The sequence below is a fragment of the Variovorax sp. UC122_21 genome, assembly GCF_044056785.1.
Lineage (GTDB): Bacteria > Pseudomonadota > Gammaproteobacteria > Burkholderiales > Burkholderiaceae_C > Variovorax.
In genome coordinates this window covers 2,950,832-2,965,678 of sequence record NZ_CP172004.1, presented here as the reverse complement: position 1 = coordinate 2,965,678, position 14,847 = coordinate 2,950,832, and the positions used below count along the sequence as shown (strand labels likewise).

General features: G+C 68.0%; 12 protein-coding genes and 3 pseudogenes. 8 read left to right on the top strand and 7 right to left on the bottom strand.

The features are described 5' to 3' along the window. Window positions 1–9: 9 nt before the first annotated feature. The 3 genes and pseudogenes from tssB to icd all read right to left on the bottom strand — a co-directional run bounded on the left by tssB (window position 10) and on the right by icd (window position 4,947). Window positions 10–546, bottom strand: a complete 537-nt coding sequence (gene tssB / locus ACHMXE_RS26340) for a type VI secretion system contractile sheath small subunit (protein ID WP_203201163.1) — start codon at window positions 544–546, stop codon at window positions 10–12. Between the two features lie 90 nt (window positions 547–636). Further along, window positions 637–3,342 carry a type VI secretion system ATPase TssH gene (gene tssH, locus ACHMXE_RS26335; protein WP_395352264.1) on the bottom strand — a complete coding sequence of 902 codons (2,706 nt, stop codon included), beginning with the start codon at window positions 3,340–3,342 and terminating at the stop codon, window positions 637–639. Window positions 3,343–3,688: 346 nt separating this feature from the next. Further along, a pseudogene (icd, locus tag ACHMXE_RS26330) lies at window positions 3,689–4,947 on the bottom strand (NADP-dependent isocitrate dehydrogenase). 221 nt (window positions 4,948–5,168) lie between these two features. On the opposite strand from icd, the gene ACHMXE_RS26325 reads away from it, so the two are divergent. From ACHMXE_RS26325 to ACHMXE_RS26315, 3 genes are all read left to right on the top strand, one after another. Next, complete coding sequence (locus ACHMXE_RS26325) at window positions 5,169–5,492, top strand: cell envelope biogenesis protein TolA (RefSeq protein ID WP_203201166.1); 324 nt, start codon at window positions 5,169–5,171, stop codon at window positions 5,490–5,492. A gap of 167 nt (window positions 5,493–5,659) precedes the next feature. Next, complete coding sequence (locus ACHMXE_RS26320; RefSeq protein ID WP_093342215.1) at window positions 5,660–5,854, top strand: hypothetical protein; 195 nt, start codon at window positions 5,660–5,662, stop codon at window positions 5,852–5,854. Between the two features lie 102 nt (window positions 5,855–5,956). Beyond that, a complete protein-coding gene (locus ACHMXE_RS26315; RefSeq protein WP_395352261.1) occupies window positions 5,957–6,427 on the top strand; it encodes a DUF192 domain-containing protein in 471 nt (156 codons plus the stop codon). A 108-nt stretch (window positions 6,428–6,535) separates the two neighbouring features. On the opposite strand, the gene ACHMXE_RS26310 is transcribed toward ACHMXE_RS26315, so the two are convergent. Further along, on the bottom strand, window positions 6,536–7,117 hold the full coding sequence (locus tag ACHMXE_RS26310) for a superoxide dismutase (RefSeq protein WP_395352259.1): 582 nt from the start codon (window positions 7,115–7,117) through the stop codon (window positions 6,536–6,538). Window positions 7,118–7,176: 59 nt separating this feature from the next. Beyond that, on the bottom strand, window positions 7,177–8,481 hold the full coding sequence (xseA, locus tag ACHMXE_RS26305; RefSeq protein ID WP_395352257.1) for an exodeoxyribonuclease VII large subunit: 1,305 nt from the start codon (window positions 8,479–8,481) through the stop codon (window positions 7,177–7,179). Window positions 8,482–8,793: 312 nt separating this feature from the next. Here xseA and ACHMXE_RS26300 point away from each other — a divergent pair, with 312 nt between their 5' ends. The 5 genes and pseudogenes from ACHMXE_RS26300 to kdsB all read left to right on the top strand — a co-directional run bounded on the left by ACHMXE_RS26300 (window position 8,794) and on the right by kdsB (window position 11,856). Then, the gene (locus ACHMXE_RS26300; RefSeq protein ID WP_057596380.1) at window positions 8,794–9,426 is read left to right on the top strand and encodes a MotA/TolQ/ExbB proton channel family protein; all 633 of its coding nucleotides are present in this window, start codon (window positions 8,794–8,796) and stop codon (window positions 9,424–9,426) included. Window positions 9,427–9,481: 55 nt separating this feature from the next. After that, window positions 9,482–9,901, top strand: a pseudogene (locus ACHMXE_RS26295) (ExbD/TolR family protein); the annotation flags it as partial. A gap of 94 nt (window positions 9,902–9,995) precedes the next feature. Continuing rightward, window positions 9,996–10,937, top strand: coding sequence for a tetraacyldisaccharide 4'-kinase (gene lpxK / locus ACHMXE_RS26290; protein WP_395352821.1), 942 nt, complete (start codon window positions 9,996–9,998; stop codon window positions 10,935–10,937). Continuing rightward, window positions 10,918–11,100: a Trm112 family protein gene (locus ACHMXE_RS26285; RefSeq protein WP_057596378.1), complete on the top strand. Its 183-nt coding sequence runs from the start codon at window positions 10,918–10,920 to the stop codon at window positions 11,098–11,100. Before lpxK ends, ACHMXE_RS26285 begins: the two co-directional genes overlap by 20 nt. Then, window positions 11,097–11,856 (top strand): annotated as a pseudogene (gene kdsB / locus ACHMXE_RS26280) (3-deoxy-manno-octulosonate cytidylyltransferase). Before ACHMXE_RS26285 ends, kdsB begins: the two are co-directional and overlap by 4 nt. A gap of 14 nt (window positions 11,857–11,870) precedes the next feature. Here kdsB and ACHMXE_RS26275 read toward each other — a convergent pair. Both ACHMXE_RS26275 and ACHMXE_RS26270 read right to left on the bottom strand, forming a co-directional pair. Continuing rightward, the gene (locus ACHMXE_RS26275) at window positions 11,871–12,221 is read right to left on the bottom strand and encodes a sel1 repeat family protein (protein ID WP_209541439.1); all 351 of its coding nucleotides are present in this window, start codon (window positions 12,219–12,221) and stop codon (window positions 11,871–11,873) included. Window positions 12,222–12,234: 13 nt separating this feature from the next. Further along, entirely contained in the window at window positions 12,235–14,814 is a 2,580-nt protein-coding gene (locus tag ACHMXE_RS26270) for an RHS repeat-associated core domain-containing protein (RefSeq protein ID WP_395352253.1), read from the bottom strand. Window positions 14,815–14,847 lie beyond the last annotated feature (33 nt).

The following is a 14,847-nucleotide window of genomic DNA, read 5'->3' as shown; positions in this document are numbered from 1 at the left end:
GATCGACCGTCAGGCGGCCGCCGCGATGTCGGCATCGCATCCGAGCTCGGGCGCGGGCCTGGCGGCGGAAGCCAGCGACTTCATGAGCGCGGGGTCTTGCAGCAGCCGGTTCATCAGTTCCTCGGCGCCGGCCTTGCCGTCCATGTAGGTCTGCAGGTTGGCGAGCTGGCTGCGGGCCTCGAGCAGGCGTGCGAGCGGCTCGACTTTCCGTGCGATGGCCGCCGGCGAGAAGTCCTCCATGCTCTCGAAGCTGATGTCGACCAGGAGCTGCCCTTCGCCCGTCAACGTGTTGGGAACGGCGAACGCAACGCGCGGGGCGACCGCCTTCATGCGCTCGTCGAAGTTGTCGACGTCGATGTCGAGGAACTTGCGCTCCGCGACCGGCGGCAACGGCTCGGCCGGCTTGCCCGACAGATCGGCGAGCACGCCCATGACGAAAGGCAATTCGATCTTCTTCTCGGACCCGTAGACCTCGACGTCGTACTCGATCTGCACGCGCGGCGCCCGATTGCGGGCAATGAACTTCTGGCTGCTGTTGTCGATCATGAAACCCCTCCTGAAAAAGACAGTGAATGACGGGCCCGCACGAACAGACCCTTGAGCGAAAGCGAAAACCCGGATGCCGCCCAGGGCCCCTCAGGCGTACTCGACGTGGCAGGCGATGCGCTTCTCGGCGGCGCCCTGCGCCCCGGTTGCAGGCCCTTGCGCGTCGTGGCTTCGAAGGCCCACGTGCATGCGGGCGATCTCTCGCTTGCCCTGCAACGCATCGAGCCAGTGCCCCGACAGGACCGGCAACAGCTGCTGCTCCATGAATGCGGCAAGCTGCCGGGCTCCCGTGTCGTGCATCCGGCATCGACCGATGACGTGGGCGATGAGGTCGTCCGCGTAGCTCAGATCGATCCCGTGCTGCTCTCCCATCCGGTCCGCGATGCGCTGCAGCTGCAGCGCGGCGATGCCGGCCATGACCGGCGTCGACAACGGCAGATACGGCACCACCGTCACGCGACCGAGGAAGGCCGCGGAGAACACACGCCGCAGCGGTGCCGCCAGACCCTCGCACAAGGCATCGATCGAGGGCATCGACGCGGGATCGCCGCAGGCGTTCTCGATGAAGGCCGCGCCGGCATTGCTGGTGAGCAGGATCGTGGTGTGGCGAAAGTCGATGCGCTGACCCTCGCCGTCCTCCATCCATCCCTTGTCGAACACCTGGTAGAAGACCTCGTGCACGTCGGGATGGGCCTTCTCGATCTCGTCCAGGAGCACGACGCCATGCGGCCGGCGGCGAACGGCCTCCGTGAGCACGCCGCCCTCGCCGTAGCCGACGTAGCCCGGCGGCGCGCCGCGCAGCGTCGCCACGCTGTGCGGTTCCTGGAACTCGCTCATGTTGAGGGTGAGGAGGTTCTGCTCGCCGCCGTACATCGCCTCGGCCAATGCCAGCGCGGTTTCGGTCTTGCCCACGCCCGAAGGGCCGGCCAGCAGGAACACGCCGACGGGCTTGCACGGATCCGTGAGCCGCGCGCGCGCGGTCTGGATGCGCTGCGCGACGATGTCGAGCGCACCCGGCTGGCCGAGCACGCGCCGCTCGAGCGCGCATCGGAGCTGAAGCACGGCCGCGGCCTCGTCGGTGAGCAGCCGGCCGGCGGGAATGCCGGTCCACTCGGCGACGATCTTCGCGACCACCGCTTCGTCGACCTGGAGAAAGACCTGCGGCGCGCCTTGCTGGAGTGCCTGGAGTTCCTCCTCGAGCGCCGAGACATCGAGATGCGGAGGATGGTCCGGCTCATCCTCCCCCTCCTTTCTTTCTTCTACCCTCAGCGCCTGGATCCGCCGGACCAGCGCCTTCTCCCCCTGCCACTTGTTCTTCTGCGTCCGGAGTTCGTCGCGGATCTTCTCGAGCGACTCGCGCGCCGCGATCATTCGCGCGAGCCGGGTCTCGCAGCCCTGGGCGATCCGGGTCTCGTCGCGCAGCAGTTCCACCTCCACCGCGAGCGACGCGATGCGCTGCCGCAAGCCCATCACCGCGGGTGGCGGCACGTGCAGCGACATGGCGACGCGCGCGCAGGCGGTGTCGAGCAGGCTGATGGCCTTGTCGGGCAACTGACGCGACGGCAGATAGCGCTGCGACAGCACGACGGCGGCACGCACCGCCTCGTCGAGCACGGTCACGCCATGGTGCGCGGCGAAGGTGGCCGCGAGTCCGCGCACCATGTCGATGGCGGCGGCCGCGTGCGGCTCCATGACCTGCTGCACCTGGAAGCGGCGCGCGAGCGCCGGATCCTTCTCGATGTAGCGCTTGTATTCGCGCCAGGTGGTCGCGCCGATGACGCGCAACGCACCGCGCGCGAGCACGGGCTTCAGCAGATTGGCGGCATCTCCCGTTCCGGCCTGCCCGCCCGCGCCGACCAGCACATGCACCTCGTCGACGAACAGGATCACCGGCTGCGTCGACTGCACCGCCTCCTGCAGCAGCGACTCGAGCCTGGCCTCGAACTCGCCGCGCATGCCGGCCCCCGACAGCAATGCACCGAGATCGACGCTCAGCAGCCGCGCGTTGCGCAGCTTGGGCGGAACCTCGGCCCTGGCGATCGCCAGGGCGAGCCCCTCGACGACCGCGGTCTTGCCCACGCCGGCCTCGCCGGTGAGCAAGGGGTTGTTCTGGCGCCGACGCAGCAGGATGTCGACCATGGCGCCGATCTCCTGGCCGCGACCGACGACGGGATCGATCCGGCCGGCGCGGGCGCTTTCGGTGAGGTCGGTGCAGTAGGTGGCCAGTGCCGAGGCCGCCGTGGTGGCGGACACCGCCATGGGGATGGCTTCGCCACGCGTCGTTGGCGTCGCGCGCGAACCGTCGTGCGGTCCTTCCGTTGCCTCGGGCGAGCCCTTCACGAGCGCGAGCAGTTCATCGGGCTGCCGGTCGACCGCCAGCGCACGGAACGCGGGCGAGATCTCGAACAGCACACGCCGCAGGTCCGGTGTCTGCAGCAGCGCGCGCATCAATTGCGCACCGCGGATGCAGGAAGTGCCGAACTCGAGGCTGGACAGGAGCCAGGCCCGTTCGACCGCGGCTTCGATGTGATGCGAGAAATCGCTCAACGACGAGGCACCGGCGGGCAGGCTCGACAAGGCGTCGCCGAAGTCCTTGTCGAGCACCTGCGGGTCGATGCGATGGTGATGGCAGAGGCGATGCAGGTCGCTGTCGCCAGCCTGCCGAAGCTGGTGCAGCCAGTGCACGAGTTCCACGTGCGAATGGCCTCGCACCCTCGCGAATGCCGTCGCCGATTCGAGCGCGCGAAACAGCGTGAGGTCGAGCTTGCCGAACAGCGCGCGGCGGGACAGCGTCATGGCCGGCCCTCCCCGCGCTCGAATCGCATGCATGCCGGCACGAGACGATGCGCGGCTTGCGCGTGCGACGGCATCGATCGCTGCGTTTTGCTCTCCCTCATTTCACGCTCCCCTGGTCCTCGATGAGCGCGATTCTGTCGAGGGGGGCGCGTGTTTTTTCGTCCCCAGTTTCTAGCAATAGTTAAATGCGCACAGGCATAACTTCAACCGTGATCTTTGCCCCCAATGAGTCTTTCCGGACCGTCAAAAACGAGATGCGCGCACCCAAAGAAAAAGCCCCCGGGGTTCGCGAGACCCCGGGGGCTTGTGACTGTCGCTTCGGCGTTCGAGGACGCCGAGCGCGGGATCACATGTTGTCGATCATCACCTGGCCGAAGCCCGAGCAGCTCACCTGCGTGGCACCGTCCATGAGGCGGGCGAAGTCATAGGTGACCTTCTTGCTGGCGATCGACTTCTCCATCGCGCTGATGATCAGGTCGGCGGCTTCCTTCCAGCCCATGTGGCGCAGCATCATTTCGGCCGAGAGGATTTCGGAACCGGGGTTCACGTAGTCCTTGCCGGCGTACTTGGGCGCGGTGCCGTGGGTGGCTTCGAACATGGCGACGGTGTCGCTCAGGTTCGCGCCCGGGGCGATGCCGATGCCACCGACCTGCGCGGCCAGCGCGTCGGACACGTAGTCGCCGTTGAGGTTGAGCGTGGCGATGACGCTGTATTCGGCGGGACGCAGCAGGATCTGCTGCAGGAACGCGTCGGCAATGCTGTCCTTGACGGTGATGTCCTTGCCGGTCCGCGGGTTCTTGAACTTCATCCACGGGCCGCCGTCGATGAGTTCGGCGCCGAATTCCTTCTGGGCCAGGGCATAGCCCCAGTCACGGAAGCTGCCTTCGGTGAACTTCATGATGTTGCCCTTGTGCACCAGCGTGACGCTCGACTTGTCGTTGTCGATCGCGTACTGCAGCGCCTTGCGCACCAGACGCTCGGTGCCTTCCCGCGACACCGGCTTGACGCCGAGGCCCGAGGTGTCGGGGAAACGGATCTTCTTGACGCCCATTTCCTCTTGCAGGAACTTGATGAGCTTCTTGGCCTTGTCGCTCTCGGCTTCGAACTCGATGCCGGCGTAGATGTCCTCCGAGTTCTCGCGGAAGATGACCATGTTGGTCTTGTGCGGCTCGCGCACCGGGCTGGGCACGCCTTCGAAGTACTGGATGGGACGCAGGCAGACGTAGAGGTCGAGTTCCTGGCGCAGCGCGACATTCAGCGAACGGATGCCGCCGCCGACGGGCGTGGTCAGCGGGCCCTTGATCGAGATGACGTAGTCGCGCACGGCGTGCAGCGTTTCCTCGGGGAGCCAGACGTCGGGACCGTAGACCTTGGTCGACTTCTCGCCGGCATAGACCTCCATCCAGTGGATCTTCTTCTTGCCGCCGTAGGCCTTGGCCACCGCCGCATCCACCACCTTCAGCATCACCGGCGTGATGTCCAGACCGGTGCCGTCGCCTTCGATGAAGGGGATGATCGGCTGGTCGGCACATTGAGCGAGTTGTCGGCGTTGACCGTGATCTTCTGGCCTTCGGTCGGGACTTTGATGTGCTGGTAGCTGGACATGAGGGGAGAAGACTCCGGAGTGGAAGTAATTCGAGACGACTGTCTGCGAATTCAGACAGCGAGGGGGATTCGCTGTACAGCGCGCGAACAAATCGCTGTACATTTTAGACGCAACCCATCAGTGGGCGTTTGTCAACCTGCGGGCCGCCGGCCTCGTTAGTGCCTGACCTTCTGCTCGCCGGGAGGCGTTTCCAACCAATTCTCGATAGAGGAATCCATCAATGAGCAAACTTCTCGCAGTCATGATCGCTGGCCTGTTCGCAGCCGGCGCCTATGCCCAAAACCCGGCTGGCACCACCCCCGAGCAAGGGAACGCCAGCAACAGCAAGGCGCAGCAACGCGCTGAAGCCCGCAAGGACGCACGTCCCGCTGGCAAGGTGGCCGCTCCCGCTGGCGACATCGCCAAGACGCCCGAAGGCGGCGCCATCGGCACCGACAAGGCTGCTACCTCCGGCGAGAAGCGCGCTGAAAGCCGCGACCAACGTCGTCGCAACAAGGACGGCAGCGTGAAGCGCAAGTCGACCCAAGGCGGCACGCCCCAGTAAGGATTCGTCCTCTTGAAAGAAAGCGCTCCATCGGAGCGCTTTTTTTTCGCCCTCATTCTTTGCTCATTCTTCCAGGGCCCGCACTGTCAACCGCAACGAATGCTTTCCGTTGAACACGCACCTCCACAGGGAGGTGGTCCATATCTAACAATCTCAAAGGATTTGTCATGAAGAAGCTGTTCGCTGCCCTGGTCGCCGGTCTCGTCGCATTCGGTGCCTTTGCTCAACAACCCGAACCCGCCGCAGCAGCTCCCGCCGCTGCCGCCACCAAGGCCAAGGCACCGGCCAAAAAGCACGCCGCCGCCAAGAAGCACAAGGCACGCAAGGTCGCCAAGGCCCACGTCGCCACCAAGAAGGCGTAAGCTAGCCGCCTTCACAGGCCATGCCCGCCAGGCCCGCGTCAGCGGGCTTTTTCATGGGGCCGGGCACGGCCTCTTTGTATGGAAGAGTCTGAAAGAACCCCGATGCTCCAGCGTTTTGCCGCCCTGTTGGCCTTCTCCGTCGCCGTTTCCGCCACCCTGCTCGCCCCGGCCCACGCCCAGCAGGAACCTCAAACCAACCTCCCGCGCACCAAGCTGTCGATCGGCCTGTACACCATCGATGCGCAGATCGCCCAGGCGCCGGTCGAGCGCCAGATCGGCCTGATGTTTCGCAAGGAGATGCCGCAGGCCGAAGGCATGATCTTCGTGTTCGAACAGCCGGCCACCCAGTGCTTCTGGATGCGCAACACGCTGCTGCCGCTGACGGCTGCCTTCGTGGCCGAGGACGGCCGCATCGTCAACCTGGCCGACATGAAGCCTCAGACCGACGAGTCGCATTGCTCCGAGGAGCCGGTGAAGTACGTGCTCGAGATGAACCAGGGCTGGTTCAAGAAGAAGAACATCAAGAAGGGCGCGAAGATCACCGGCGAGTTGTTCGCCGCGGGCAAGCGCTGAGTCCCGCCGCATCCGCACGCCGCCAACCGGTACCGGTTGGCCCAGCGAAAAAGCCCCGCATGCGGGGCTTTTTGCATGAAGGCACCGTGATGGTGCCTTGCGTCGATCTCAGCCGAAGTTCTTCTCGGCGAAGCCCCAGTTGACCAGCTTGGCCAGGAAGGTCTCGACGAACTTGGGACGCAGGTTGCGGTAGTCGATGTAGTAGGCGTGCTCCCAGACGTCGACCGTCAAGAGCGCCGTGTCGGCGGTCGTCAGCGGCGTGCCGGCGGCGCCGGTGTTCACGATGTCCACGCTGCCGTCGGCCTTCTTCACCAGCCAGGTCCAGCCCGAGCCGAAGTTGCCCACGGCCGACTTCACGAAGGCTTCCTTGAAGGCGTCGTAGCTGCCCCACTTGGCATCGATGGCCTTGGCCAACGCGCCGCTCGGAGCGCCGCCGCCTTGCGGCTTCATGCAGTTCCAGAAGAAGGTGTGGTTCCAGATCTGGGCCGAGTTGTTGTAGATGCCGCCGCTGGACTTCTTGACGATCTCTTCGAGCGTCATCGACTCGAACTCGGTGCCCTTCTGCAGGTTGTTGAGGTTCACCACGTAGGCGTTGTGGTGCTTGCCGTAGTGGTACTCGAGGGTCTCCTTCGAGTACTCGGGTGCCAGCGCGTCGAGGGCGTACGGCAGGGGTGGGAGCACATGTTCCATGGTTTTTTCTCGTGGGTTGGTTGTGGGGAATCGATGATTCTAGAAAGGAATCGTGGCACTCACGTCGGACGCGTTCCCGTCGCGCCGCGTGACGCGACGGTCAGATCGACGGAGCCATCGGACAGGCGGGCAACGACGGCATCGCCGGGTGCGAGCGCCTTCGCGCTGATGACGGCGCGCCCGTCGGCATCGGTGATCCAGGCATAGCCGCGCTGCAGCACGAGCGCGGGATCGAGCAGCCTCAGCCGCAGCGCGACGCGCTCCAGGCGCTCGCGGCGTTGCACCAGCGCGCGCTCGAACTTCGCGGGGAAATCGTCGGCCAGCCTCTGGGCCGCCTGCGATTGCCGCTGCGTCCTCGACAGCACCGCATAGTGCAGGCGCTGCGCATGGTGCGCGAGCCGCAACTGCTGACGCGCCACCAGCGACGAAGGTCGACCGAGCCGGCCCGCGGCCTGGTCGAGCCGCTGGCCCAGCACGTCGAGCCGCGCGCCGATGGCGTCGTCGAGGCGCTCCTCGAGCAGTGTCAGGGCATCGAGCCACAGCGCCCGCGGCGCGCTGACCAGCTCGGCCGCGGCGGTGGGCGTGGGCGCGCGCAGGTCGGCGCAGAAATCGGCAATGGTGAAGTCGGTTTCGTGGCCCACGCCGCTGATCAGCGGCACCGGGCTCTGCACGATGGTGCGCGCCAGGCTCTCGTCGTTGAAGGCCCAGAGGTCCTCGATCGAGCCGCCACCGCGCACCAGCAGGATGACGTCGACCGCCGGCTGCAGCGCATAGAGCGATTGCAGCGCGCGCACCAGCTCGCCGGGCGCGCCGGCACCCTGCACCGCCGCGGGCGCCACCGTCACCGGAATATGGGGCACGCGCCGGCGCAGCGCGGTCACCACGTCGTGCAGCGCCGCGGCGCCCAGCGAGGTGACCACGCCGATGGAACGCGGCATCACCGGCAGCGCGCGCTTGCGTGCCGGATCGAACAGGCCCTCGGCCTCGAGGCGCGCCTTGCGCTGCAGGAACTGCTCGAACAACGCGCCCTGCCCGGCCCGGCGCAGGCTCTCGACCACCAGTTGCAGGTCGCCGCGCGGCTCGTAGACCGCGAGGCGCCCGCGCACCTCGACCTGGTCGCCGTCGCGCGGCGAGAAATCGAGCAGGCCGGCCGCGCGGCGGAACATGGCGCAGCGCAGCTGGCCCGATTCGTCCTTGAGCGAGAAGTAACGATGTCCGCTCGCCGCGCGCGAGAAACCGGAGATTTCGCCGCGCACGGAGACCGGGTTGAAGCGGGCATCGAGCGCGTCGGCGACCGCGCGGCACAGCGCGCCGACTGCCCACACGCGCGGTCCGGCGGCCGGGTTCGGGTCACGCAAGTTCACAGAACCGCCGAATCGTGATTTGCCACTCTTCCACAACGGGTGCCGTGGCTCGGGTGCCAGGCCCCGGGGGTCGGACAATTGCACGGTTTCTCGTGCAAGTTGTTGATTTCATTTAAAAAAGCGGTGCCCAAAATTCAATCGATCCAATGGAAAGCCCAGTTGGCGCGGCTCGCGGCGACTTGCGCAGCGGGTTAATCACAAAGTTATCCACAGAATCTGTGCGTCTTGGCCGACACGCAAACAAGCGCTGTGGCGATGGTGGCTCGGTGGATAATCGCCGCGCATTGACAGCCTACGGGGCCGGAGGATTCCTTGTTTTCCATCATAGTTGCTGCAGGTTGGCCCATCTGGCCGCTGCTCGCTTGCTCGGTGATCGCACTCGCGCTTGTTATAGAACGTTTCACGAGTCTCAAGACAGTGAAGGTGCTTCCGCCCAAGCTGCTCGAAGAAACCATCACGGTGTCGCACAACGCGGTGCCGGGGCCCGACGTGGTGACCAAGCTGGAAAACAACTCGATGCTCGGCCAGGTTTTGGCCGCCGGGCTGCGCGCGTTGAACGCCAACCCGCGCTGCACCGAGGACGACCTGCGCGCCGCCATGGAGGCCTCGGGCCGCACCGTGGCGCACCGGCTCGAGCGCTACCTGCCCGCCCTCGCCACCATCGCCTCGGCCGCGCCGCTGCTCGGGCTGCTGGGCACGGTGATCGGCATGATCGAGATCTTCGGCTCGCAGTCGCCGACCAGCGGCGCGGTCGGCTCGGGCAATCCAGCGCAGCTCGCGCACGGCATTTCGATCGCGCTCTACAACACCGCCTTCGGCCTGATCGTCGCGATCCCGACCCTGATCTTCTGGCGCTATTTCCGCAGCCGCGTCGACGAGTACCTGCTGAACCTGGAACTCTCGGGCGAGCGCTTCGCGCGCCATCTCAACGCGCTGCGCAAATGAGGGCGCGCACCGCCGCCATGGCCGCCGCCGGGAGCGCCCGGTGAGCCGCGGCCGCATGCAGTTTCGCCACGGCGCGCGCGACGAGCCCGAGATCAACCTGATCCCGTTCATCGACGTGCTGCTGGTGGTGCTGATCTTCCTGATGCTGTCGACCACCTACAGCAAGTTCACCGAGATGCAGCTGCGGCTGCCGACGGCGGACGTGGACGCGCAGCGCGACTACCCCAAAGAAGTGATCGTCGGCGTGTCGGCCGACGGACGCTATTCGATCAACAAGACGCCCGTGCCCGACCGCAGCGTGGACACCGTGGCGGCGGCGCTCGCCGCGGCCGCCACCGGCGGCAAGGACAGCGTGGTGATCATCAGCGCCGATGCCAGCAGCCCGCACCAGGCCGTGGTGACGGTGATGGAGGCCGCGCGCCGCGCGGGCCTGATGCAGATCACCTTCGCCGCCCAGTCGACGGCGCAAGCCGGGCACTCGATTGCCGTCGCAGGGGCGCAACGGCACCGACGCCGGCGCAACCGCCTCCCGGCTTCGGCACGCCTGGCTGCGGCGCGGCCCGCTGGCCATGCTGCTGTGGCCGCTGTCCCTGCTCTTTCGCACCCTGGTGGCGCTGCGCGCGCTGCTCTATCGCCTCGGCTGGCTGCGTACCGAACGCGTGCCGGTGCCGGTGGTGATCGTCGGCAACGTGATCGCCGGCGGCGCGGGCAAGACGCCGGTGGTGATGGCGGTGGTGCAGCATCTTCATTCGCGCGGCTGGCGGGTGGGCGTGGTGTCGCGCGGCTACGGCCGGCATACCGACGACTGCCGCGAAGTCCTGCCCGACAGCGATCCGGGCGAGGTCGGCGACGAGCCGGCGCTGATCCGTCGCAGCACCGGCGCGCCGGTGTTCGTGGCGCGCCGCCGTGCCGAGGCCGCGCGCGCGCTGCTCGCGGCCCATCCCGCCACGCAGCTCATCGTGAGCGACGACGGCCTGCAGCACCTGGCACTGGCGCGCGATATCGAAGTCTGCGTGTTCGATGACCGCGGCATCGGCAACGGCTGGCTGCTGCCGGCCGGCCCGCTGCGCGAACCCTGGCCGCGCGATTGCGACCTGGTGCTGCACAGCGGCGAGCACCCGGCCTTCGCCGGCGGCTTCACCGCCACGCGTCAGCTCGCGACCTACGCGGTGGCGAACGACGGCACCCGAACGCCGCTGGCCTCGCTGGCTGCGCGCCCGGTGACGGCGCTGGCGGCGATCGCGCGGCCCGAAGCCTTCTTCGAAATGCTGCGCGCGCAAGGCATCGAAGCCGAGCGAACCATCGCCCTGCCCGACCACCACGATTTCGCCGACTGGCACGACGACCTGCCGGCCGACCACCTGCTGCTGTGCACCGAGAAGGACGCGGTCAAGCTCTGGCGCAAGAAGCCCGATGCGCTGGCCGTGCCGCTGCTGTTCACCCCCTCCGAAGCCTTCCTCGCGGCGCTCGACGCAAAGCTATCATCGACCGATGGACACCAAGCTGCTTGAACTGCTCGTCTGCCCCGTCACCAAGGGCCCCCTGACCTGGAATCCCGAGAAGCAGGAACTCTGTTCGCGCAGCGCGCGCCTGGCCTATCCGGTGCGCGACGGCATTCCGGTGCTGCTCGAGAACGAGGCCCGCACCCTGTCCGACGACGAGCTCGGACTGTGAGCTTCACGGTTCTGGTGCCGGCCCGGCTGGCGTCGACGCGGCTGCCCGACAAACCGCTGGCCGACATCGCCGGCGTGCCGATGGTGGCGCGCGTTGGCGCAACGCGCGGCGCAGTCCGGCGCGGCGCGCGTCGTGGTGGCGGCGGACCATGCCTCGATCCTCGCCGCCTGCCAGGCCCACGGCGTGGAAGCGATCCTCACCCGCCAGGACCATCCGAGCGGCAGCGACCGTCTCGCCGAGGCCTGCGAACAGCTCGGCCTCGACGGCGACGCGGTGGTGGTCAACGTGCAGGGCGACGAGCCGCTGATCGACCCGGCGCTGATCGACGCCGTGGCCGCCGCGCTGCTCGCGCGGCCCGACGCCGCGATGAGCACCGCGGTGCATGCCATCGATTCGGTGGCCGACTACCTCAATCCGAACGTCGTGAAGGCCGTGCTCGACGCGCAGGGCAACGCGCTCTATTTCAGCCGCGCGCCGATTCCCTGGTGGCGCGACGGCGCCGCGCCGGGCGTGCCGCCCGCGCAGTTGCCCTCGCCCGCGCCGCTGCGCCACATCGGCATCTACGGCTACCGCGCGGGTTTCGTGCGCCGATTCCCCATGCTGCCGCCCTCGCCGCTCGAAGGCATCGAGGCGCTCGAGCAGTTGCGCGCGCTGTGGCATGGGCACCGCATCGCGGTGCATGTGAGCGACGCGGCGCCGGGGCCGGGCGTGGATACGCCGGAAGACCTGGCGCGGGTGCGGGCGCTGTTCGCCTAGACGCGCGACCGGGTTCAGGCGCGGCCGGCCAGCTTTTCCAGGTAGGCCGCGGCCTTCTCGAAGCCCAGGTCCGCCGCCGCCCGCAGATCCGCACGCCCGCGCGCTTCGTCCCTGGGCACCCCCTGCGAGGGAAGCTGGCCCAGCCGCATCAACCCCACCTGGTAGAGCGCCAGCGGATGCCGCTGATCCGCGCTGCGCAGGAGGAACGGAACGCCCCGGACCAGATCGCCGAGCCCCTTCTGGTGGTGCTCGAACAGACGGTACGAAGCCAGCCCGTCACCCGCCTCGGAGGCGAGCTCAGACGCTTTCAGCGCCGTTTCGTCCAGAAGGAAGCGCGTCGCGCCGGTGATCGGATCCACGTTCATTGCGCCTTTCTCGTCAGGGGCATCGCCGATGCCGCTTCTGCGGCTTGAAGCGCCGCATGGTCCCCGGGTTCTTCGTGTCCGGCAAGGCCGGGTTCGCCGGATCGCGGGGCGCTGGCAGCAAGGCGCCATTCGAGTAGTACCACAGCAAGGTGTCCGGGGCCCGCACCGTCGCGCCGAGTTCGTTGGCGAGTTGCTGGGCATAGCTGGCCGAACCGGCACCGGTGGAGCATGACAGCAGGTCGACGCCCATGCCCTTCTTGTACTTGGAATGGGCCCGGATCTCATCGGCGATCTCCTGCACGGTGAGGGGGACGTTGTTGCAGTCATGAAGCGGCGTACCGTGGCCGCCCACCGAGATCCGCTTGGGGTTGTCGGGCACCAGGTCGGCAAAGCCGCAGATGCTCTCGTGCGAGGGAAAGTGCTTGATGTCGACCAGCCCGAGCGGATCGACCCACCCCGTCGGATTGGGTGCATACGCGAACAGGTTGATGCCGCCCGAGAGCCCCATCGGGTCCTGGCTGGCGAACCGGCCGCAATCGGGGTCGTAGTACCTGAAGCGGTTGTAGTGGAGGCCGGTCTCGTCGTCCCGGTACTGCCCCTGGAACCGCAGGTTCTGCACCACCTCGCCCTCCTCCTGGCCGGCGAGGCGCTCGGCATGTTGCTCGAGCCGCCAGGTGTTGCCCCAGGCCTTGTAGCTGGTGCGCCAGAGGATCTCGCCCGCCTCGCTGCTCAATTCGCGCGGCGTGCCGAGATGGTCGTTGTGGTAGTAGCGCGCGCGCCAGTCGGCCAGCCGCGCAACCGTCGCGCGGCCATCGTCCTGCGCCTTCCCGTCGTCCGGCGCGGCATCCGCCTCGCCCCGCGCCACCGCACGGATGCGCCGCTGTTGCGCCAGCATCCGTTCCATGAAGACGGCCTGCGACTTTCGCGGCTGCCACTCCTCGTCGCCGGCAGCGTCGGCCGCCACCGGTGCCGCGGGCATGGCCGGGGGCTGCTGTGCGGCCGAGGCATCGCTCACGATCTGCGCCAGTGGAACGAAGCCGTCGCCCTCGTAGAGGTAGACGATCCGTCGGCTGCCGCGCAGTTCGCCGCACAGACGGTTGCCGTCCCAGTCGAACAGGGTCTGGCCGAAGCGGTCTGTCTTTCGGATGCGGCGGCCGAAGGCGTCGTAGGCATAGTGCGTGACCAGCGGCGCGGCGCCCGCGTCGCCGCCGCGGGTGACGACGGTGCGCTGGAGCCGGTGCTCCACGTCCCATTCGAAGCGGATCGCGGTGTGCTTGCCGATGCGCTTTTCGATCACGTTGCCATGGCTGTCGTAGCGGTATCGCTTGTCCTCGAAGACCTCGACGCGGTTGTCGCGCACGAGGCCCGCGGAGCTGCCCGCGGGCGCATCGGCCGCCAGCAGGTTGCCCGCCGGATCGAAAGCGAAGCGTTCGGCGAGGTCCGGCTGCGCGGCGGCGAGCAGGCGGCCGACCGGATCGTAGGCATAGCGCACGGCACCATGGCGCGCATCCATCGACTCGGACAGATTGCCGGCGCGGTCGTAGGCATAGCTGCGCCGCAGCACCGCCAGCGACGGCCCCTCGATTCCATCGGGCCCGGCTTGCGCCTCGGCGGCCCAGGCGGTCTGCTCGGCCAGGCGCCCCGCCGCGTCGTAGCGATAGCGGCTGTGCAGACGACCCTGGCTGCGGGCTGTCTCGCGGTGCAACGGATCCCGCTCGATGTCGCAGACCACGCGTCCGTCGATGTTGACCTGGTGCAGATGCCCCGAACCGTAGTGCAGCCAGTTCAGCGTCCGCCCGTCGGGCAGGAGGGTCGACACACGATGGCCCAGCGGGTCGTAGCGGTGGCGCCAGCGGGCCTCGGGGCCCATGCCGGTGCGGCTCTCCTCGATCAGTTGCCCCACCGCGTCGAACACGAAGCGGCTGCGGCTGCCCGCGTCGTTGACGGCCTCGACCAGCCGGCCGGCGGCGTCGTGGCGGTAGCGCGTGACCTTGAACTGGGGCCGGCTCACCCCATCGGGCCCCACCGCGTGGCCCGCGACCTCCTTGCGAACCAGGCGCCCCGCGGCATCCCGCTCGTAGTGCGTGACGATCGCATGCCCGGGCAGCGCGGAACTCGGGGCCACCTCGTCGGCCAGGCCGAATCCCCACGGGTCCTCGTAGGTCGGGGCCGAGCGCTGCCGCGGCAGCCCGCCCCGGCCCGCGCCCTCGCGCTGCTGCTCGAGCGCCAGCCGGCGCGCGAGCCGCTGCCGGCGGTCCAGGCAACCCAGCTCGATCCTGGCCAGCATCAGGCCGCTGGGGTCGTAGCGGTGCCGGACGTGCCGGCCGTCGAATCCGGTCTCCTCGACGATGCGGTCGAGCGCATCATGGACGAAGTCGTGGCGCACGGCGTTCTCGTTGTAGAGCGCGACCAGCCGGCGGGCCTTGTCGTACTCGTAGCGCAGCTCGTGCCCCAGCGCGTTGCGGCGCAGCACCGGCAAGCCGTCCACGGCCAGCTGGTACTCGGTGCGCCGCCCCAGCGCGTCCACGTGCTCGAGCAGGCGTCCCGCCGCGTCGTAGACCTGGCGTTCGCAGGCGCCGTCGGCGTACTGCACCGACAGCAGCCGCCGAGGCTGTCGTGCCGGTAG

Excerpts from the sequence above, each read along its gene's own strand:
- ACHMXE_RS26285 (WP_057596378.1), top strand. The coding sequence starts at position 10,918 with ATGGACACCAAGCTGCTTGAACTGCTCGTCTGCCCCGTCACCAAGGGC.
- ACHMXE_RS26310 (WP_395352259.1), bottom strand. The coding sequence starts at position 7,117 with ATGGAACATGTGCTCCCACCCCTGCCGTACGCCCTCGACGCGCTGGCA.
- ACHMXE_RS26315 (WP_395352261.1), top strand. The coding sequence starts at position 5,957 with ATGCTCCAGCGTTTTGCCGCCCTGTTGGCCTTCTCCGTCGCCGTTTCC.
- tssB (WP_203201163.1), bottom strand. The coding sequence starts at position 546 with ATGATCGACAACAGCAGCCAGAAGTTCATTGCCCGCAATCGGGCGCCG.
- ACHMXE_RS26325 (WP_203201166.1), top strand. The coding sequence starts at position 5,169 with ATGAGCAAACTTCTCGCAGTCATGATCGCTGGCCTGTTCGCAGCCGGC.
- tssH (WP_395352264.1), bottom strand. The coding sequence starts at position 3,342 with ATGACGCTGTCCCGCCGCGCGCTGTTCGGCAAGCTCGACCTCACGCTG.
- ACHMXE_RS26275 (WP_209541439.1), bottom strand. The coding sequence starts at position 12,221 with ATGAACGTGGATCCGATCACCGGCGCGACGCGCTTCCTTCTGGACGAA.
- ACHMXE_RS26320 (WP_093342215.1), top strand. The coding sequence starts at position 5,660 with ATGAAGAAGCTGTTCGCTGCCCTGGTCGCCGGTCTCGTCGCATTCGGT.
- lpxK (WP_395352821.1), top strand. The coding sequence starts at position 9,996 with ATGCTGCTGTGGCCGCTGTCCCTGCTCTTTCGCACCCTGGTGGCGCTG.